The sequence below is a fragment of the Aquisalinus luteolus genome (assembly GCF_009712425.2).
In the GTDB taxonomy this organism is placed as follows: domain Bacteria; phylum Pseudomonadota; class Alphaproteobacteria; order Caulobacterales; family Parvularculaceae; genus Aquisalinus; species Aquisalinus luteolus.
In genome coordinates, this window is the sequence record NZ_VCJR02000004.1 from 109,413 (window position 1) to 124,786 (window position 15,374).

At 60.0% G+C, this 15,374-nt stretch carries 14 protein-coding genes; 9 read left to right on the forward strand and 5 right to left on the reverse strand.

Annotation, left to right across the window (positions count from 1 at the left end):
* Nucleotides 1–16 precede the first annotated feature (16 nt).
* Nucleotides 17–1,153 (forward strand): bifunctional 2-methylcitrate synthase/citrate synthase, encoded by a 1,137-nt coding sequence (locus tag FF098_RS15605; protein WP_188544150.1) that lies wholly within the window; start codon nucleotides 17–19, stop codon nucleotides 1,151–1,153.
* A 7-nt stretch (nucleotides 1,154–1,160) separates the two neighbouring features.
* On the opposite strand, the gene murD is transcribed toward FF098_RS15605, so the two are convergent.
* The 3 genes from murD to FF098_RS15620 all read right to left on the reverse strand — a co-directional run bounded on the left by murD (nucleotide 1,161) and on the right by FF098_RS15620 (nucleotide 4,683).
* The gene (gene murD, locus FF098_RS15610; protein WP_155142279.1) at nucleotides 1,161–2,531 is read right to left on the reverse strand and encodes a UDP-N-acetylmuramoyl-L-alanine--D-glutamate ligase; all 1,371 of its coding nucleotides are present in this window, start codon (nucleotides 2,529–2,531) and stop codon (nucleotides 1,161–1,163) included.
* Nucleotides 2,521–3,879, reverse strand: coding sequence for a hypothetical protein (locus tag FF098_RS15615; protein WP_155142281.1), 1,359 nt, complete (start codon nucleotides 3,877–3,879; stop codon nucleotides 2,521–2,523). The genes murD and FF098_RS15615 overlap by 11 nt, the downstream gene beginning before the upstream one ends.
* 93 nt (nucleotides 3,880–3,972) lie before the next feature.
* Nucleotides 3,973–4,683 carry a helix-turn-helix domain-containing protein gene (locus FF098_RS15620; RefSeq protein ID WP_188544148.1) on the reverse strand — a complete coding sequence of 237 codons (711 nt, stop codon included), beginning with the start codon at nucleotides 4,681–4,683 and terminating at the stop codon, nucleotides 3,973–3,975.
* A 202-nt stretch (nucleotides 4,684–4,885) separates the two neighbouring features.
* Here FF098_RS15620 and FF098_RS15625 point away from each other — a divergent pair, with 202 nt between their 5' ends.
* Nucleotides 4,886–5,086: a hypothetical protein gene (locus FF098_RS15625; RefSeq protein ID WP_155142283.1), complete on the forward strand. Its 201-nt coding sequence runs from the start codon at nucleotides 4,886–4,888 to the stop codon at nucleotides 5,084–5,086.
* Between the two features lie 10 nt (nucleotides 5,087–5,096).
* On the opposite strand, the gene FF098_RS15630 is transcribed toward FF098_RS15625, so the two are convergent.
* Complete coding sequence (locus FF098_RS15630) at nucleotides 5,097–5,768, reverse strand: HAD-IA family hydrolase (RefSeq protein ID WP_166426585.1); 672 nt, start codon at nucleotides 5,766–5,768, stop codon at nucleotides 5,097–5,099.
* Nucleotides 5,769–5,932: 164 nt separating this feature from the next.
* Here FF098_RS15630 and glmU point away from each other — a divergent pair, with 164 nt between their 5' ends.
* From glmU to FF098_RS15665, 7 genes are all read left to right on the forward strand, one after another.
* Nucleotides 5,933–7,288, forward strand: coding sequence for a bifunctional UDP-N-acetylglucosamine diphosphorylase/glucosamine-1-phosphate N-acetyltransferase GlmU (gene glmU, locus FF098_RS15635; RefSeq protein ID WP_205967535.1), 1,356 nt, complete (start codon nucleotides 5,933–5,935; stop codon nucleotides 7,286–7,288).
* A gap of 6 nt (nucleotides 7,289–7,294) precedes the next feature.
* Nucleotides 7,295–9,124, forward strand: a complete 1,830-nt coding sequence (gene glmS / locus FF098_RS15640) for a glutamine--fructose-6-phosphate transaminase (isomerizing) (protein ID WP_155142288.1) — start codon at nucleotides 7,295–7,297, stop codon at nucleotides 9,122–9,124.
* A gap of 56 nt (nucleotides 9,125–9,180) precedes the next feature.
* Complete coding sequence (locus FF098_RS15645) at nucleotides 9,181–9,564, forward strand: DUF805 domain-containing protein (protein ID WP_155142290.1); 384 nt, start codon at nucleotides 9,181–9,183, stop codon at nucleotides 9,562–9,564.
* Nucleotides 9,565–9,710: 146 nt separating this feature from the next.
* Nucleotides 9,711–10,418 carry a ribose-5-phosphate isomerase RpiA gene (gene rpiA / locus FF098_RS15650; protein WP_155142292.1) on the forward strand — a complete coding sequence of 236 codons (708 nt, stop codon included), beginning with the start codon at nucleotides 9,711–9,713 and terminating at the stop codon, nucleotides 10,416–10,418.
* A 32-nt stretch (nucleotides 10,419–10,450) separates the two neighbouring features.
* A complete protein-coding gene (locus tag FF098_RS15655) occupies nucleotides 10,451–10,993 on the forward strand; it encodes a hypothetical protein (RefSeq protein ID WP_155142294.1) in 543 nt (180 codons plus the stop codon).
* Nucleotides 10,994–11,077: 84 nt separating this feature from the next.
* Nucleotides 11,078–12,442 (forward strand): glutathione-disulfide reductase, encoded by a 1,365-nt coding sequence (gene gor / locus FF098_RS15660; RefSeq protein WP_155142296.1) that lies wholly within the window; start codon nucleotides 11,078–11,080, stop codon nucleotides 12,440–12,442.
* Nucleotides 12,443–12,569: 127 nt separating this feature from the next.
* A complete protein-coding gene (locus FF098_RS15665) occupies nucleotides 12,570–14,177 on the forward strand; it encodes a L,D-transpeptidase family protein (RefSeq protein WP_166426586.1) in 1,608 nt (535 codons plus the stop codon).
* An 11-nt stretch (nucleotides 14,178–14,188) separates the two neighbouring features.
* On the opposite strand, the gene FF098_RS15670 is transcribed toward FF098_RS15665, so the two are convergent.
* Nucleotides 14,189–15,319: a D-Ala-D-Ala carboxypeptidase family metallohydrolase gene (locus FF098_RS15670; protein WP_155142301.1), complete on the reverse strand. Its 1,131-nt coding sequence runs from the start codon at nucleotides 15,317–15,319 to the stop codon at nucleotides 14,189–14,191.
* Nucleotides 15,320–15,374 lie beyond the last annotated feature (55 nt).

The following is a 15,374-nucleotide window of genomic DNA, read 5'->3' on the forward strand; positions in this document are numbered from 1 at the left end:
TAATAGTACGGAGGAAATGATGAGCGACGATATAAAATACGGCCTTGCCGGTGTCGTGACCGACGATACCGCGATCTCAAAGGTGATGCCGGAAACGAACTCGCTGACCTATCGCGGCTATGCTGTGCAGGACCTGGCAACGCAAGCCGATTTCGAGGAAACCGCCTATGTGATCTGGAATGGCGACCTGCCGAGCGCGAGCGAGCTGGAGGAGTTCAGGAAGCGTGAGAAAAGCGAGCGCGGCCTGTCGGATGATTTGCTCTCCGTCATTGCGCGGTATAATCGCGATGCGCATCCGATGGACACGGTGCGCACCTCGGTCAGCTTCCTCGGCCAGGAAGATCCGACCGCCGATGATTCATCGCCGGAAGGGCTTTACGACAAGTCGATCCGCATGATGGCGAAGATCCCGGAAATGGTTGCGGCGGACTATCGCCATCGCAAGGGCGAGAAACCGATCGGGCCTGACGAGGGCTTGAGCTTCTCGGAGAACTTCTTCCACATGTGTTTCGGCGAGGTGCCGGCACCGGAAGTGATCAAGTGTTTCGATATTTCCATGACGCTGTATGCGGAGCATTCTTTCAATGCCTCGACCTTCGCCGCGCGGGTCATCGCCTCGACGACGTCCGATATCTATTCTGCCGTCACCGGCGCCATCGGCGCACTGAAAGGCCCGCTCCATGGCGGCGCGAACGAAGCGGTCATGCACATGCTGAAGGAAGTCGGCGAGCCGGAGAACGCCCGCGAGTGGATGCTGACGGCCCTGAAAGAGAAGCGCAAGATCATGGGCTTTGGCCACCGGGTCTATCGCTCGGGCGACTCACGCGTGCCGACCATGACCGACGCGTTCAAGGCCATGGTCGATATTATCGACACGGACGAGGCGCGCAAATACTGGGAGATGTCGCGCATTCTCGACGACACCATGGTCGAGGCGAAGGGTATCTATCCCAATCTCGATTTCCCAGCGGGGCCTGCCTATTACCTTATGGGTTTCGATATCCCGATGTTCACGCCGCTGTTCGTCATGTCACGGATCACCGGCTGGACGGCGCATATCGCCGAGCAGCTGGACGAAAACAAGCTGATCCGTCCGCTGTCGAACTATACCGGTCCTGACGAGCGGTCGGTCACGCCGATCGGCGAGCGCTGAGAAAACGTCAGGCGCGGCCCGGTTTCGCGCCGGGCCCGCCAGAGGCGTATTGCCTGAATATCCCCGAGCGGACTTTATAGTTGCCGTGAATTTCCGATGAGGATGCGGCAGGGGAGAAGAGAACGATCTCTCCCTCCTTTGCCGCCGCAGCGGCCATGGTGATCGCGTCTTCCAGCGTTTTGGCGCCGTGGAAGCGCACGCCGAGGGCGGCTTCCTCAGCCGCATCGGCGATCTTGCCCGCTGTGTCGCCAAAGCCATAGATACGCACATCCTGGCGCAGGGCGCAGGTCGCCATCAGGTCGCCGAAAGACTGGCCGCGATCCTTGCCTCCAAGAATCAGATGTATGGGCGTGCGAGCCCAGCGGGTCAGCGCAGACTCCGTTGCCTCGGGCACGGTGGCGAGGGAATCGTCGACCCAGATCTTGCCGTCCGTCGAGGTGATGATCTGCTGGCGGCATTCAAGGCCGGACCATGTCGGCAGGTGCTTTTCCAGCGCGTCATACATGGTGGCCGGTTCGGCGAGGCCGCGCGCCTTGGCGATGGCGATGGCGGTGCGCAGGGCCATAACCATGGTCGGGGCCTTGAAGGCCTCATTGTAATCGGCCGGGCGGAAGGTCAGTCCCTGACCGAGAAAGATCGTGCCCGCCGTAATGGGCACCACATCCTCGAAATAGCGCACGCCGTCGGGTTTCTCCAGCAGGTAGGGCTTCAGTTCGCCACTGGTCAGGCCCGGTGCGGGCGGGTCGAAGAACCAGGGCCGCATCTTCGCCTCGGCATAAGCCTCATGAGTGCCGTGCCAGTCGGTATGCTCCGTATAGAGAGAGGTGACGGTGTGGAAGATATCCGCCTGCGGCAGGTCGTGCATCATGTAGGATGAGAGTTCGAACACGCAGATCGTGTCCGGCCCGGGATTGGCCTCATAGGGCGTGCGCCCGATATTGCCCATTTCTTCGGCCTTGACGCCGCACCATTTCAAGAGGCTTGCCGTCAGGCTGGCGGTCGAGCTCTTGCCCTTGGTGCCGGTAATGGTGATCGTCCCCGCCGGGGCGTGCTGCGCAATCCAGTAGCCGGTCGGTGTCGTTGACGCGATACCGGCCTCGGCGATGGCGGCAACGACCTTGTTGCGCGGCGGGATGCCGGGCGAGCGCAGATAGAGCGTCGTGTCGTGGTTCTCTTCCGGTATAGTGACCCGGTTTTCTTCGACAAAGCTGATACGCTCGTTGCGGCGCAGTTCCTCTGGCAGGCGCTCGACGGCTTCCGCCTTGTCGATGGCGATGATCCGGCAAGTTGAACGCTCGAGGAACCAGGGCAGGGTGGCGCGGCCCTCGACGCCGAGGCCATGCATGATCAGCAGGCTGATGTCCTGTTCAGAGCGCACGGGCAGCCTCCATGAATTTCTGCGGCACGAAATGGCGTGGTGCTTCAGTCAGGCCTTCATCCCAAAAGGCCTGCAATTCTTCTGGCGTATTCTGCGCCAGCACTTCCGGCAGCAAGTCGCGCACGAAGGCCATGTCCTTCCAGTCCTCCATCAGGCTCATCTGATAAAGCGTCGCGCGGCACTCATCGATGGTGCCGACGCAGTCCCACGGCTTGGTATCGGTCAGGCCGAGCAGCTCGCGATAGACCGGCAGCAAGTCTACCTTGTCCGGAAAGAGAGTGGGGAAGATTGTCTCCGCCTCATGACGGCGCATGTGCGGGGCGAGCATCAGCGAGGTGAAGGCGCATTTGGCGCATTCCCCGCACCAGCGCGGGCTGTCGTCGCCGGTGATCTGGAAATTGCGGTTACAGCTGGTGAACTTCACCTTGGGTAGCGTCGTGCCGGCGAAAGCACGGGCGATCCAGATTTCCGAGAAGGGGCGCAGGATGGAGAAATAGTCCGGTGCACCGGGATCGGCGGCGTGGATCGCGGCGCGCAGTTTCTCCTCGAAAAAGCTCGACTTGGAATATTGGTGATTGGCGCTGATGCCGCCCAGATCCATGGTCGGTTCGTCTGCGGAGCGTTCATTGGCAAAGATCGCGTATCTCGCTCCCGTCAGGCGCCCAAGAATGACCAGCATCAGCGAGTTGATCGCGGTAATTGGCACATGGCCGTTGAACGCGCCTTGATTATTTACCTCACGGATTTTCGGATCGAGCGTGCGGCGCATGAAATGGACCGGCGTGACGGACGTGCCCTGGATCGTGTTGGCGACCTTATCCGACATGACCGAGGATGACGCCGCCCAGGAGACGCCGGCTTCTTCCACGATGCGTTCGGCGACGTAGGAGTCCTTGCCACCACCAAAGGCGACGAGCGCTTCGGCGATCTGAGGGAAGGGGGCTGCCCCGCCCCTGTGGGGCTGGTGGCGCTTGCCCTCGAACTCGAAAGACAGGTCAGCCGGCCATGGCAGTCCGGCGCGGACATAGAACTCGGCAAGGCCATCTGTATAGAGACTGACGGCCATCTCCCGTGCTTCGGGGCCAAGGTCGCCGGGCAGGGCCAGCGTATGGGCCGCCGCGCATTTGAAATAGCTGACACCAAGGGCCGCATGCAGGAGGTCGATCAGCCCGGCCAGCCCCTCATCGATATGACCTTTCAGCGGCGCGCCCAGCATCGGCCAGGCGACGGTCTCGCGAAACGCGCCGAAGCGCGAGCAGGTGAAATCGAAATGGATGGCGGGGTCGGTTTCGTCGGCCTGCCATCCGGCAAGCGCGAACCGGTCGGCCCGCTTGGGGGTGTCTGTCATGCGTCGTTCCGTTTCCCCTCATCTGTAGAGGCAATTGCCTTAACAAGACAATATTCGCCCCCAAAATGCGGCGAGAGCATGATCTCTGCGTTATCAGTGGAAACGGATGGAGACGGTGACGGTTCCGATGATGTCGGTCAGCTTGTCGACATACAGTGTCTCGTGGTTCGGATCGCTGGAATAGGGCTCGAGCCGCGACGGCTCCTTGCGCCAGCGCCGAAGCAGGGGGGTGCCGTCCTCGCGCCGGATCAGCACTATGTCGCTGTCTGCGGGAACGCGGTGATTATAGTCGATGACGACCAGCGTGTTGGACGGGAAGGCGAGGTTCATTGCCGCGTCAGCCGAGAAGAAGCCGAACATGCGCTCACTGCCCGACGTGACCGGGATGTAGTCGGTCGCGATCTCATGCGGGTCGAACGCCTCGTGATCCAGCATCTGCACAGTCTGGGAATAGGGGATGACCGGCACATGGTGGATCGCCCGGCGCAGATATGCGGCGGCGGGGTGCTTGTCCCGTTCGGCCATGGAACGCTCGCCGGAGGCAAGCCAGCCGAGATTGACGTGCAGTGCCTCTGCGAGCTTTGCCAGCATCAGCTGGCGCGGGTCGTGAACGCCGGTTTCCCAGTTCGCGACGGTCGGCTGGGAAACGCCCAGGCGCAGGGCGAGATCGGCCTGGTTCAGGCCGATTGTCTTGCGGGCGGATTTGATTCTCGCCCCGATTGACCCCACATCCCCTTCAGCTGCCGGTTCGGGCGCATTCTGGTTGGGATAGGCATATCTCGCCATGATCTTCATTCTGTCCATATTATTAGCCTAACCTATAGAATATTATATAACAACATATTTGAGCAGTGAATGTTAGCGCTAAACAAGGATTTTGCACTGCAACAAATGAATTTCCTATAAATGTTATCAGGCTAAACTATTTTTCGTGTGGACAAGATAAGGATTCTCTGCTTGCTTATGGGCATAAAAAGTTCACCCAAGCACAGGAGGAATTCGATCAATGTCAGACTTGTGTACAAAGGACGGCGCTCACCGTTTGCAAAATCTGATCAACGATTACTGGCGTAAAAAAGGGTTTGATGTTGATGTGAAGCTCGTCAATGAGGGCTTTGTATCAACCATGCGTTCCGCCCGGACGGATATCCGCAGCGACATGGTCAATGGCATGCCGCGGCGAATCAACCAGCAGGCGCATGCATAGGCTGACTTGATCAGTCACACATTTTCGATAAAAGGCCGGGCAGGGCGTCGAAGGCGTCGAACCACCCGGCCTTTTTCTTTTGTTCACCGGTAAAGCTGCCATAGCCAAATGAGGCGATGAGGCAAGGCATGTCGGCGGCAAGGGCAGCCGACAGGTCGGTCATGGTGTCGCCGATCATGACGCCGCTCTGTCGGCCTGTGCGCGTGACGCATTCCAGCAGCGGTTCCGGTGCCGGTTTGTAAGTTGCCAGCGTGTCGCGGCAGATGATCGTCTCGAACCGGTCTTTCAGGCCGATTGCCTCGAGCAGGGCAAATCCCAGCCTTTCGGTCTTGTTGGTGCAGACGGCGAGCGCCGCGCCATGGGCGGCAAGGGCATCCAGCATTTCCTCGCAGCCCGGGAACGGCCTGCTGTCATCGGCGATGTGATCGACATACCAGTCGATAAAGGTGCCGATATGGCGCTCCATCTCTTCCGTGGCGATATCGGTATGGTCATATTCGGCAAAGCCGCGTTCCAGAAGGGCGCGGGCGCCATTGCCGACGAGGCTGCGGACTTTTTCCAATGGCAGGGGCGGGTGGCCTTCCAGAGCCAGCACATGGTTCATGGCGCCGGCCAGATCCGGTGCCGAATCGACCAGCGTGCCGTCGAGATCGAAAATCACCACCATGTCCTGAAATGCCATGCAACTTGCCCCTTCATGCGTTTCTAAGCCTTCTAGGGTGACGCGGGGAAAAGAAAAACCCGTCTTAGGGCGTTGATTACCAAGGCAGTGCCATAATACGAAACGAATCGTCATTTAGAGAGCGGGCGAAAGCCCGTTAAGCCAGATTCTGAAGGACCCTAAATATGGCAGGCACCCACATGAGCGGCACCGCGATCGTGATACTGGCCGCAGGCCATGGCACCAGGATGAAATCATCCCTGCCAAAGGTGCTGCACCCGGTCGCCGGCCTGCCGATGCTGGGTCATGTGATCAAGACGGCGAAAAGCCTGTCGCCGGAACGGCTGTGTGTCGTCATCGGCGACCATGCCCCGCAGGTGGGGGAGGCGGCGACCGCCTTTGCGCCCGAAGCACAGATTTTCGTCCAGTCGCCGCCGCGCGGCACGGGCGATGCCGTCAGTTGCGCCCTGCCAGGACTTGAGGGCTTTCAAGGCTCTGTCTTCGTGCTCTATGCCGATACGCCGCTGATCACGCCGCAGACGCTGCAGCGCATGGCTGACGGGATGGCAGATGGCACCGCCGTCAGCGTGCTCGGCTTTACCCCGCCTGACCCCGGTGCCTATGGCCGGTTGATCGTCGAGGGCTCCGGCGCTCTGGCCCGCATCGTCGAGGCAAAGGACGCGAGCGAAGAGGAACTATCCGTACGCCTGTGCAATTCCGGCGTCATGGCGATCCGTTCCGACGTGTTGTTCGGGCAATTGCCGAAGATCGGCAATGACAATGCCAAGGGCGAGTATTACCTGACCGATATCGTCGGGCTTGCGCGTGAGGCTGGCGGCACCTGCGCCGTTGTCGAAGGCGATGCGGAAGAAGTGCTGGGCGTCAATTCTCGTGTCGAACTCGCCGAGGCCGAGGCCGTGTTCCAGAAACGCACACGCCAGCGGATGATGGAGGAGGGGGTAACCCTCGCCGATCCGTCCACGGTATACTTTTCCTATGACACACAAATCGGAAACGATGTGATGGTCGGCCAGAACGTCGTGTTCGGACCCGGCGTCAGTGTGGAGAGCGGCGCGCAGATCAAGCCGTTCAGCCATCTGGAAGGGGCGGTGGTGAAATCCGCTGCCTCCATCGGACCCTATGCCCGCCTGCGCCCGGGCGCGGAGATCGGCAAAAAAGCCAAGATCGGCAATTTCGTCGAGATCAAGAAGGCGGTGATCCATGAGGGCACAGCCGTAAGCCATCTCAGTTATATCGGCGATGCGGAAATCGGCGCGGGCTGCAATATCGGCGCAGGCACGATCACCTGCAATTATGACGGTTACAGAAAATACAAGACCACGATCGGCGAGAACGTCTTTATCGGCTCGAACACGGCGCTGGTCGCCCCGGTGACGGTGGGCGATGGCGCCTTTGTCGGGTCCGGCTCTGTCGTTACCGACGATGTGCCGGGGGACGCCCTGGCGCTCGGGCGCGGGCGCCAGGTCGAGAAGCCGGGCTGGGCGATCGCCTTTCGCAAGAAAATGACGGAAACGGAGTAAAGACGCATGTGCGGCATTATCGGTATCATCGGCACACGGGAAGTTTCCGACAGGCTGGTCGAGGGGCTCGCCCGGCTTGAATATCGCGGCTATGACAGTGCCGGTATTGCGACGCTGAACGATGGTGCCATCGAGCGCCGCCGCGCCGTCGGCAAGCTGCAGGCCCTGCGCGAGACACTGGCGGGTAACGCGCTGCCGGGTGTCATCGGCATTGGCCATACGCGCTGGGCAACCCATGGTGCGCCGACGGAGGGTAATGCCCACCCGCATGCGACCGAACGGGTGGCGGTGGTGCATAATGGTATCATCGAGAATTTCGCCGACTTGAAAGACGAGTTGCAGCAAGAGGGTCACCGTTTTGCGACGCAGACGGACACGGAAGTCATTGCCCATCTGGTTACATTTTATCTGGAAGAGGATAATGATCCGGTTACGGCCTTTCACAAGGCACTGCAGCGGCTGGAGGGCGCATTCGCCATTGCCGTGCTGATCCGTGGCGAGGATGACCTGATGCTCGGTGCGCGCAAGGGCTCGCCGCTTGCCATCGGTCGCGGCGAGGGGGAGATGTATCTCGGCTCCGACGCCTATGCACTGGCGCCGTTCACCAACCGCGTCACCTATCTGAAGGATGGCGACTGGGCGATCATCACCCGCAATGCCATCGATGTGCGCGACATGTCGGGCAAGCCGGTCGCGCGGGAGGAGAGGATTTCCGATGCCTCCGCCGCGCTGGTCGACAAGGGCGGCCACCGCCATTTCATGGCCAAGGAAATCTATGAACAGCCGGAAGTCATCGGCCATACGCTTTCATCCTTCATCGATCCGATCGCCAGCAAGGTGCGCCTGCCGGGGGACGGGATTGACTTCAAGGGGATCGACCGACTGACGATCTCCGCCTGCGGCACGGCCTATTTCGCCGGGCTGATCGCCAAATACTGGTTCGAGGAATGGGCCCGCCTGCCCGTGGAAATCGATATCGCGTCCGAGCTGCGCTACCGCCACGTTCCGTATCCGGAAAAAGGCGTCGCCCTGTTCATCTCCCAGTCCGGCGAGACGGCAGACACGCTCGCAGCGCTGCGCGATGCGCGTGAGCATGGCCAGACCATCGCCGCGCTCGTCAACGTGCCGGAGTCCACGATTGCCCGCGAGGCCGATGCCCTGTTCCCGACCCATGCCGGGCCGGAGATCGGCGTTGCCTCGACGAAAGCCTTTACCTGCCAGCTTGCCTCGCTCGCAGCCGTTGCCATCGCTGCCGGTGTCCAGCGCGGGCATCTGGACGAGCAACAGGAAAAGCACCTGGTCGAAAGCCTGCTCGGCATGCCGCGTCATATGTCAGAGGCGCTGGGCGCGGCGAAGGCGATCGAGAGTATTGCCGGAGACCTCGCAAAGGCGCGGGACGTACTTTATCTGGGGCGCGGCATTTCCTTCCCCATGGCACTGGAAGGGGCGCTGAAGCTGAAGGAAATCTCCTATATACATGCCGAGGGCTATGCCGCCGGCGAGCTGAAACACGGGCCCATCGCGCTGATCGATGAGAAGGTGCCGGTCATCGTCGTTGCGCCGGAAGATGCGCTGTTCGACAAGACCATCTCCAATATGCACGAGGTTATGGCCCGCGGGGGCAAGTGCATGCTGATATCGTCTGAAAAGGGCATCGCTGCCGCCGGTCGTTCCAGCGACCTGTGGGCCTCGCTTGCCGTGCCGGAGTGCGATCCGCTGCTGGCGCCGCTGCTCTATGCGATCCCGATCCAGCTTCTCGCCTATCATACAGCCGTTGCGAAGGGCACGGATGTCGACCAGCCGCGCAATCTCGCCAAATCGGTAACGGTTGAATAATCCTCGAACTGCTATATTCCTAGGGTCAGTAGAGGACACAACCCGAGGAGAGAGACATGGGTTTCGTTGACGCCGTAAAGACGGTTTATACAAATTACGTGAATTTGCAGGGCCGTTCAGGTCGCGCCGAATTCTGGTGGTATTTCCTGTTCTATCTCGTTGTCGGTACTATTCTGTATCTGATCAACGATTTCCTGTATTTCATCTTCGTACTCGGCTCTTTCCTGCCGTCACTCGGCGTTACGGTTCGCCGCCTGCACGATACCGGCCACACGGGCTGGCTGGTCCTGCTGTTGATCATCCCGCTGGTGAACATCATCGCGTTCTTCGTGTTGCTCTTCATTTCCTATATCAAGCCGAGCGCAGGCCCGAACCAGTATGGTCCGCCGGCTGAAGGCGGCGGCGCAATGCCGATGGGCGACGACAGCACGACTGTCTGAGCCTTACGCCGATAATCAGTATTCTGTGCAACCCCGCCCTGCTTCGTCAGCGGCGGGGTTCTGCATGTACGGACTGTGGTGAGCGCCCTTGCGGTTCGCCCTGGATTTTGCTTTAGCTTGGCACAAACAGGTATGAGGAAAATTCTATGTCCGCCGACGCCCAGAAAAGACGCGCAGCCGCTGCGGCGCTGGACCATGTATCGAACGGGATGACCCTCGGCATCGGCTCCGGCTCTACGGCGAAACATCTCGTCGATTTGCTGGGCGAGAAGGTCAGGGCCGGGCTCACCGTGCGGGGTATCCCGACTTCCGAGGAAACCAGGCGCCTGGCGACGGAGGCCGGGATCGAGCTGGTCGAGCCGGACGAGATGACCCGCATCGACCTCGTCATCGATGGGGCCGATGAGGTCGATCCGGACCTTAACCTGATCAAGGGCGGCGGTGGCGCGCATCTGCGCGAGAAGATCATCGCGGCGGCTGGTGCGCGAATGATCGTGATCGCCGACAAGTCCAAGAAGGTCGCCCAGCTTGGCAAATTCCCGCTGCCCGTCGAGATCGAGCGGTTCTCATGGCCGCTGACGGTTCAGGCGATCCGCAAGGCGCTTGCTGCGAACGGGTTGAAATCCGCCAGCCTGAAACTGCGGCCCGGCTCTCGTGAGGCTGGTGGCGGCGTCTACCTGACCGACAGCAACAACTATATCGTCGATATTCAGTGTACGCGCATCGATGATGCGGCAGCCCTCGATGCATCGCTGCGGGCCATCCCGGGCGTGATCGAGACCGGCCTGTTCATCGGCATCGCCAGCCTTGCCATCTTCGGAACCGACCGGGGTGTCGAGACATTGGGCGAATAGCCCCGCGAGCAGGCCCGAAAGACATTTTGCGCATGACCGACAACACGACTTCCACCCAGACTTCAGGCGACAGCCCCTATGATGAGCTGAAACGCGCCGTCAGCGATTACGGCAAGGCGGCGATGGATAACCTGCTCCACTGCAAGGCTTTCGGTCGCGCCGTGATGGACGGCTATGCCGGGTGGCTGGGGTGCGAGCCGGAGCGTGTTGTCGGCGTGCCGGCGAAAGGCCAGTTCGATCCGCATCACGATTATGGCGATGCGGCCTTCAGCTTCTATCAGAGCCCGGTGATCCGGCTGGAACCGGTGGCCTTCGGCGTCTGCGTGACGATCGACAATGTCGAAGATTCCGGCTCGCTCTGGCTACGCACGGCGGTGCGGGTCGATATGGCCGGGCAGGGGCTGGACGTCTTTGTCGGCACCCAGCCGATGGTGAACGTGCCGGTGGAGTTCACCGGCCAACTCGACCCGGTCTTCAGGGCCATCCATGCAGAGATGCTGGCGGTGTTCTCGCAGGAATTGCAGGAATTTCGCGATGACCGTTTCAAGGGCGGCATTGGCTTTATCGCCGACTGATCTCAGCCGGTTCCAGTCACATTCCTGTGGAGCGCCTGATCGGAGAGCTTGTTTTCCGGCGGCAAAGCCCCCACAACCAGCACCATGAAATACGACTATGATCTGTTTGTGATAGGCGCGGGGTCCGGCGGTGTGCGGGCCTCTCGCCTGGTGTCCCAGACCGGGGCGAAGGTCGGCCTTGCCGAGGAAAGCCGCGTCGGCGGCACCTGCGTCATCCGTGGCTGCGTGCCCAAGAAGATGTTCGTCTATGCCAGCGAATTCGGCCGTGCCTTTGACGATGCGCAGGGCTATGGCTGGGTGCAGCATGGCGAGCGCGACTTCAACTGGCAGCTGCTGGTCGACAACAAGGACCGGGAGATCGACCGGCTGAACGGGATCTACCTGACCAATCTTGAAAAGGCAGGGGTGGAAGTGCTGCACACCCGCGCCGTCCTGAAAGACGCCCATACGGTGCATCTTGTTGGTGAAGATCGCGATGTGACAGCGGACAAGATCCTGATCGCCGTCGGCGGCACGCCTGTGCGCGACACGTCGATCGAGGGCAATGAACTGGGCATTACATCGGCTGAGGCTTTCCACCTGCCGGAGCTGCCCAAGCGTATGGTTATCGCCGGGGGCGGGTATATCGCCATAGAGTTTGCGTTCATCTTTGCCGGGCTCGGCGTGGAGACCACACTGGTCTATCGCGGGCCGAGGCTGCTGAAATATTTCGATGAGGACCTGTCGAAGCAGCTGCATGTCGAAATGGAGCACAAGGGTATACGGCTGATCACCGAGACAATCTTTACGAAGATCGAAGAGAGGGAAGGCGAGAAGATCGTGCATCTTGCCAATGGCGATACGTTGCACACGGATGTCGTCTTCTGGGCCATTGGGCGCTCGCCCAAGGTCGACGGGCTGGGCCTGAAAGAGGCGGGCGTTCAGACACGCCCGAGCGGCGCGGTCATCACCGATGACGAGCACCGGACCAGCCAGGAGAATATCTTTGCGCTGGGCGATGTGACCGACAAGGTGAACCTGACGCCGGTCGCGATCCGCGAGGGTGTCGCCTTTGCCGAGACGCAGTTCAAGAACAATCCGACGAAGATGGATTATGACTGCATTCCGAAGGCTGTCTTTTCCCAGCCGCCCATCGGCACGGTCGGCATGACGGAGGCCGAGGCGCGCAAGGAATTTGGCGAGGTCGATATCTACAAATCCGATTTCCGGCCGATGAAGCATGTCCTTGCCAACAATCCGGAGCGCATGCTGATCAAGCTGGTTGTTCATCCGGAAACAGACCGTGTTCTGGGCTGTCACATCATTGGTGATGATGCGGCCGAGATAATCCAGGCTGTTGCGATTGCGGTAAAGGCCGGGCTTACCAAGGCCCAGTTCGATAACACTGTGGCCCTGCACCCGACCGCGGCAGAGGAGCTGGTGCTCATGCGGGAAAAAGCCGTCAACTAGGCTTGTAAAGCTTGCGTCATCCGTGGAACGTTTTGTGAGATGCCCGGTGCGGAACCATCCGTGCCGGGCATTTGTTATTTCATCACTCCAAAGATTTACAGAGAAATTTTCAGGACTGATGAAACATATGACGCATAGACGTAAACTGACGATCGCCCTTCTTTCCGCGACGTGCCTGCTGATCCCGGCCTGTTCGGAAGAAACGAGCAGCGCCGGTGTGCAGCCAGTCGGCGAACAGGCGCAAGAGGATGAAAAAGCACGTCTGACTGCTGCCCTGCAGGACCAGCCTGAATGGATGCAGGTTGCCTATAGCGATACGGACTATCGCATGATCTGGACGGGTATGTTTGACCGTCCGACCCGCAACTACGACCAATTGACCACCTATCTGCGCGAGGCCGAGGAAAATGGCGTGATGGTCACCAGCCGTCGCGTGCAGCAACTGGAGGATGCCCGCAATGCGACGCCGGTGGAACGGGAGATCATCGCTGCCCGCGTCTTCGCCGAAACGGTTGAAGAGCTACGAAATGGGGTGACGACACCGCTGTTCGAAATCCCCGATGTGGAGGAGCTGACCGACCGCCAGGAGAGCTATGATGCGATCCTGCAGCAGGCCTATACACGCGAGAACCCCGCCGAGCTGATCAACATGGCGCTGGAAGACAATTTCATCGTCGCCAACCTGCTCGACGCCCTTGAGGAATATCGTGGCTACAAGGAGCAGGGAGGCTGGGCGCAAATCAGCTTCGATGAGCGCAAGATCGAGGTCGGTGCGACGGACGAATCCATCCCGCTGGTGCGCGCGCGTCTCGAGGCAGAAGGTTTCGAGACGGGAGCAACGCCGGAAGATCCCAACCTGTTCGATGAAAACCTTGAGCAGGCGTTGATGGACTTCCAGCGCACGCGCAGCATGATGGAAGACGGCATCATTGGGCCGAGCACGATCGACGCGCTGAACGAGAGCGTCGATGACCTGATTGCCAAGCTGGAGATCAATATCGAGCGGGCGCGCTGGTTGCCGGAAAGCCTTGGCGAGAAAGCCGCCTTCGTCAATATCGCCGACTACAAGGTGCGTATGCTGAAAGGCGATCGTATCGTCGACGAGATGGATGTGATCGTTGGGGAGGTGAACAACCAGACGCCTGTCTTTGCCGACAAGATGGAGACGGTCGTCATCAACCCATACTGGAATGTGCCGAGCAGCATCACCATTGGCGAGATTGCGCCAAAGCAGCTGAGCAATGCGAATTACATCGCCAGCCAGAACATGGAAGTGCTGATTGGTGGTGACATCGTCTCACCATCGAGCGTTGACTGGTCGGCTGCCGCCAATGGCGACTTGAATTTCCGCGTTCGCCAGCGCCCGGGCGATAATAACGCCCTTGGTCAGATCAAGTTTCTGTTTCCCAATCAGTATGCTGTCTATCTGCACGACAGTCCGGCGGAACAGCTTTTCTCGCAGGATCTGCGTACCTTCTCTCATGGTTGCATCCGTCTGCAGGACCCGATGCGTTTTGCGGCGTTCGTCACGGAAAGTGCCAGCGGCTGGGACCGTGCCAAGGTCGAGCAGGCAGTTGCGTCCAAGGAACGGGTCGAATTTCAACTCGACGAGCAGTTCCCAGTCTATATCACCTATTTCACGGCATGGGCCGGTCCTGAAGGCAATGTCAGCTTCGCCCGCGATGTCTATGAACGTGATGGGCGGATCGCCAGCGCGCTACAGACCCGCATCTAGGCAGGGTCCGGCTACCGGCCCCAACGGGCCGGTGCGCCGCGCGTGTCGACATGGACAAATGGTCCGTGGGCGGCGTTTGCGCCATATTCGCCGATGCCACCTTGGCGCAAGCCGATATCAAGCGCCGTATTGTCCAGTTCCTCGGCCATGTCATAGAGCCAGGCAGCATCGGCGCGGGTGATCTCGCCGTCATCATTGAGGTCATCGATGACGCCGTCATTGCCGATTTCGTCGATATAGATGTCCGAGGCATCTCCATAGACATGACGGCTGTAAGGCACGTTGCCGATAGACTTATTGTAATAAGGCGTGCGGTAACCACTCATGATGAAGATGGTGTCGGCTTCGACGCCCCGGCGCGCATTCACGTTCTCCAGCAGTTGCTCCAGCTTAAGGATCAGGGCCGGCTGCACCAGCAAATATTTCACGTCCGACGAGGTAGCCTGCTTGCACAAGAACTGGTCGATGGTGAAATGCGGCGAGATGGGTAGCCCTTCCATATCCTCCGTGTACTCAACCAGGCCGGCAGGCTTGTTATAAACCGGGTTTCCGGCGAGGGGGACATCTTCATACTCGCCAATGCGATAGCCGTTCAGAACGCCATCCTCTTTTTCATCCAGCGGGCGAAGTACGAACAGGGTGATTTCCATCTGCTCGCCCGTGTTTGGATCTTTGATGGTAAGTCGGTAGTGACCCGGTTCATCTGGTGCTTTCCATGCGATGGCGGCCTCCCCGGTGAGGGATTCGCCTGCATCCGGCAGTTCGAAGGTGAAGGGCTGTTCCGTATCCGGCGGGACCTCTATATCGAACTCGACAAGTTCGCCTGGCAGGGCGAGGGCGAAGAAGCGCTGATAGTTCACCGGCTGGTCTTGCACCTGCACGGTAAAGGAGAGGCGCACCGGCTGGTCTGCCAAGGCCTCGAAAACATCCTTTTCCTGACGGGCAAGCTCTGTATCTTCGGGGCTGGTGACAGGCGGGGGCAGGTCTTCGGCCAGTTGTGAGGCGGCCTCATCCCGTACTTGTGCATCTGCCCTTGCCGTCCCGGTCGCGTTATCGCATGCGGCGGTGCCGATTAGCAGGCAGAGCGCGCTCGCGGACAGGGCCAAGCCGTGGTGGCTAAAGGGTTTGCAGACATGTGTCATCCATATGACCTATGCCGGACAGGCAGCAGTTCAAGCGCCGGACGAGTGCTATCGC